Below are 4,120 nucleotides of genomic sequence, written 5' to 3' on the forward strand. Positions count from 1 at the left end.
TCCGACCCAAGCAGTGTTGGCAGTCCGCCGTGCCGTTTCCAGTAACCGTGACTGACAATCGCGACCGGCGCTGTCCGGCCCGGTGTTTCTTCCTCCGGCAGAAAGGCACGACCGCGAACAGGCGCGATTCCCATGACGGAGAAGTAATTCGAGCTGACGACGCTCGCGTAAACGCGCCGGGTGTCGCTCTTCTCGCCAATTCCTACCATCGCGAGCGTGTAAGCCATCACGTCAGTGAAGACGGTGTTCTGCTGGCGGATGTCCTGATACGTCGGATACGAGAAGGAGCGGAAGGTGTTGGGATTCTTCTTGTCCTTCGAGAAGAGCTGCAGAACGTCCGACGGATTCGCGTAGCCGGGCGGCTGGACGAGCAACGTCTGCACGAGGCTGAAGACGGCGCTGTTCGCGCCGATGCCGAGTGCGAGAACGATGACGGCGGCAGCGGAAAATCCAGGCGCTTTCAGCAGCTGGCGAAGGGCAAAACGGAGGTCGTTCATAAGATTAGGCGTTGTGCTGCATTGATTGGGGAGCACAGGCTGCCAGCCTGTTCTTTTCGGCAGCCTGCCGAAAAGCTGCGCGGGGAACGGCGAGAGCACGTCCGCCGTCGTGTTGTCGGCTGGCAGCCGACAACTGCAGGCTGGCAGCCTGCGCTCCCCAGAGCTGTTGCGGTGCGCTCATTCGGTGCGGAGGGCGGCCATTGGGCTGATGCGAGTGGCGCGGCGGGCCGGCAGCCAGGTGGCGAGCAGGCCGGCGAGCGCGAGGACGATCGGCGCGACGGTAAAGGTAATCGGGTCTAACGAGCTGACTTGATACAGCATACTGCTGACGACTTTGCCGGTGGCGAGCGCAAGCAGCAGGCCGAGCGCGAGACCCGCGCCGAGCATCGCGGAGCCTTCGCGCAGGATCATCCATTGCACGGTGTTGCGCTGCGCCCCGAGCGACATGCGGATGCCAATCTCCCGCGTGCGGCGCGCGACCGAATATGCTTTCACGCCGTAAACGCCGACGACCGACAACCCCAGCGCGAGGATGCCAAAGACAGAGAACAAAGCGGCGCCCGCGCGCACGGTCCAGAGCTGCGCGTTGGTATCGAAATGTTGCGCAAAGGTTTTCACGGTCAGAATCGGCAGGACCGGATCGACGCTCTGCACAGTCCGGCGAAGGAGATCGGCGGTGGCGGCTTCGCTGCCCGACGCAACGGAGGCGAACTTCACGAAGAAGAACACGTTGCTCAGATATCCGCGCGCGAATGGCAGGTAGAGCGCGCCCGGTTGTTGATTGCCGAACAGGCTCATCTTCGAGGCCGGGACGATGCCGATAATTTCAATCGGCGCGCCGCGTTTGATCTCGCCGTCATCGACCGCGACGGCTGTTTCTGGCGCGGCGTTTTTATCGAGCGGGAATTGCAGGCGTTGCCCGAGCGCGTCGCCCTCCGGCCACAATTTCTTCGCGAGAATTTCATCGATGATCGCGACCGCGGGGCCGCCGGGTTGAGTCGCTTCCGCGGCGGTGAAACTGCGGCCACGCAAGAGCGGCAACCCGACCGTCGCGAAATAATCCGCACCGACACTGTTCCAATTCGCGGAGAAGGTCTGGCCATCCGCGGCCGTGGCCGGTTTGGCGTCGGACTCTGGGTAGGATCCGGCGCGTTGCACGGATCGCCGGATCGAGCTGTTCCCGAGCGGAACGAGCGCGGCAATGCTCGCGTGTTTCACTGCGGGCAAAGCGCCGAGCCGTTCGCCAATCGCGCGATAAAGATCCTGCGCGCGATTTTGGTCAAAGCCGCCCAGGCTCGCATCCACCTCGACGAGAAAACTCTGCTCCACCCGCAAGCCGAGATCGACCGAAGCCGCTGTCGTGGCACTGCGAATAAACAAGCCCGCCGCCGTGACCAGCGCGAGCGAGAGCGCGATCTGCACGACGAGGAGCGGATTGCGCGGCAGATATTTCCAGCGCGGCCGGCTGTGATCTTCGGCGGCGTTCAGCTTCAAATCGTCAATCGCGGCGACGCGCGACAATTTCAGCGCGGGCCCGAGCGCGAAGGCGAGTGTCCCGAGCAAAGCGAAAACCAGTGCTGCGACCAAAATGATCGGGCTCGTCCCGCTCACCCAGACGAGATCGGGTGCGATCCGCGCCAGCGAAGCGATCAGCAAATCGAGCGACCAAAGCCCGAGCAACAATCCGCAGGCGCCGCCCATGAGTGCGAGGACGAAGCCTTCGGTGAGCAGTTGCCTAACGATACGTCTGCGGCTTCCGCCCAGCGCGAGACGAATGGCGATTTCCTTCCGCCGCGCCGTCCCGCGCGCGAGCAACATGTTCGCCAGATTCAGGCAGGCGACGATCAGGACTACTGCCGCCATCCCGGTAAGGAGCGCGCCGATTGTTTTCATTGGCCCGGCATCTTCCGGATCGGTGCTCGTGCCGAAGCGCGAAAGCGGCGCGGTCATAAACGTTTGATCCTTTTGCTCAAGCGGAAAGGCGGCTTCCTCATTCGCCGCGAGGCCCTGCAAATTCGGGAGCGCGGCGGCGGCGGTCACGCCCGGCTTCAGCCGTGCGACGAGCAGGAGATTGCTCGCACCGCGATCCGAGAGTGTCTTGCGGCCGCCGGCCAACTGGCGCGTGACTTCTTCATACACGCCAAGCGGGACCCAAACTTCGGGCGCGAAAAGACTGGTCGTGCCGGTGAATCCTTTCGGCATGATCCCAACGATCGTGAACGGCCGGCCATTGAGCGTGAGTGTGCGTCCGAGCAATGCGGAATCGCGCCCCTGCTTCTGCCAATAGCTGTAGCTCACAATCGCCACCCGCTCGCCGCGACCGGGGGTTTCCTCCTCGGGCAGAAAAGCGCGACCGGCCGCCGGCGCGACGCCGAGCACGGAGAAATAATTCGCGCTCACCATGTCGGCGGTCGTCCGGCGCGTCTCCCCATTTTCGCCTAGACCGACGACGGTGGTGTCATGCGCGAAGACGCCGTCGAAGACGTTGTTGTGATCGCGAATATCGCAGTAGGTCGCATAGGAAAACGCGCGGAAGCTCTTCGGGTTCTTCTTATCCTGGGAGAAGACCTGCACGATTTCCGCCGGGCGGTGATACGACGGCGGAGTAAAGAGGATCGCGTGCACCAGGCTGAAGACGGCGGTGTTCGCGCCGATGCCGAGCGCGAGCACGATGACCGCGGCCGCGGTGAAGCCGGGCGCTTTCCAGAACTGGCGAAAGGCGAATTTGAAGTCGGTCATAATAGGAGTGCGCTAAGCGCGGGGTGCAGGTTCCGGGGAGCGCACGCTTGCAGCGTGCAGGCGATGGCATTTTGCCATCGCGAACTTTGGAAGGCGGGAAAAGAGGATCGGTTGCGGTTTAAGGCGGAGTTGCACGCCCCGAAAGTTCGTTTCGGCAGAATGCCGAAACCAGCACGCTGCAAGCGTGCGCTCCCCGGATTTGCTGGGCACGCGCGTGATCATTCGGTGCGCAGGGCTTGCAGTGGGTTTACCAGGCTGGCGCGGCGCGCCGGGATGAGGCAGGCGAGCAATGCGACACTCGCCAGCACCGCCGCCGTCAGGCCGAGCAGAAGCGGGTTATGCGGTGAAACCTGGTAGAGCTGCGCGGTGAGCAGCCGGCCGACGGCAAACGTTGCTCCAAGTCCGGCGACGAGCCCAATCAGCACCGGCGTCATACCTTGCTTCACGACCATTCGCAGGACGTCAATGGTTTGCGCACCTAGCGCCATGCGCACGCCGATTTCGCCGGTGCGTTGTTCGACCGTGTAGGCCACTGCGCCGTAGATTCCGACAATCGCCAGCAATAACGCGATGACCGCAAAGCCGCCGAGCAGCGTCATGGTCAGGCGTTGCTGGCCGAGCGATTGCGCGATGACGTTCTCCATCGTGTCCGGCTGAACGATCGGCAACGCGCTGTCGATCTTGTTCAACGCCACACGCACGATACCGGCGGTCGCTTCCGGCTTGGTCGACGTGCGGGCGGTGATGATGAAGAACGGGAAATTGCGCTGGGCCAGCGGGCGATAGAATTCAATCTCGTTTTCTTCGGCGAGCTGTTGAGAGCGCACGTCTCCGACGACGCCGACGACTTCGGCGGCCAGCCCGGTTCCGTTGTCGGTGCCGAA

General features: G+C 63.2%; 3 protein-coding genes. All 3 read right to left on the reverse strand.

Going from position 1 to position 4,120, the window contains the following annotated elements:
• Positions 1–596 (reverse strand): ABC transporter permease (locus tag H0V78_07510; protein MBA2351625.1); only part of this gene is annotated, 596 nt, incomplete at its 3' end.
• 78 nt (positions 597–674) lie between these two features.
• On the reverse strand, positions 675–3,236 hold the full coding sequence (locus H0V78_07515) for an ABC transporter permease (GenBank protein MBA2351626.1): 2,562 nt from the start codon (positions 3,234–3,236) through the stop codon (positions 675–677).
• 218 nt (positions 3,237–3,454) lie between these two features.
• Positions 3,455–4,120: FtsX-like permease family protein (locus H0V78_07520; protein ID MBA2351627.1), on the reverse strand; the 666-nt coding region annotated here is incomplete at its 5' end.

This window comes from Burkholderiales bacterium (assembly GCA_013695435.1).
Classification (GTDB): domain Bacteria; phylum Pseudomonadota; class Gammaproteobacteria; order Burkholderiales; family JACMKV01; genus JACMKV01.

Coding starts and splice junctions, on each gene's coding strand:
- H0V78_07515 (MBA2351626.1), bottom strand. CDS start 3,236: ATGACCGACTTCAAATTCGCCTTTCGCCAGTTCTGGAAAGCGCCCGGC.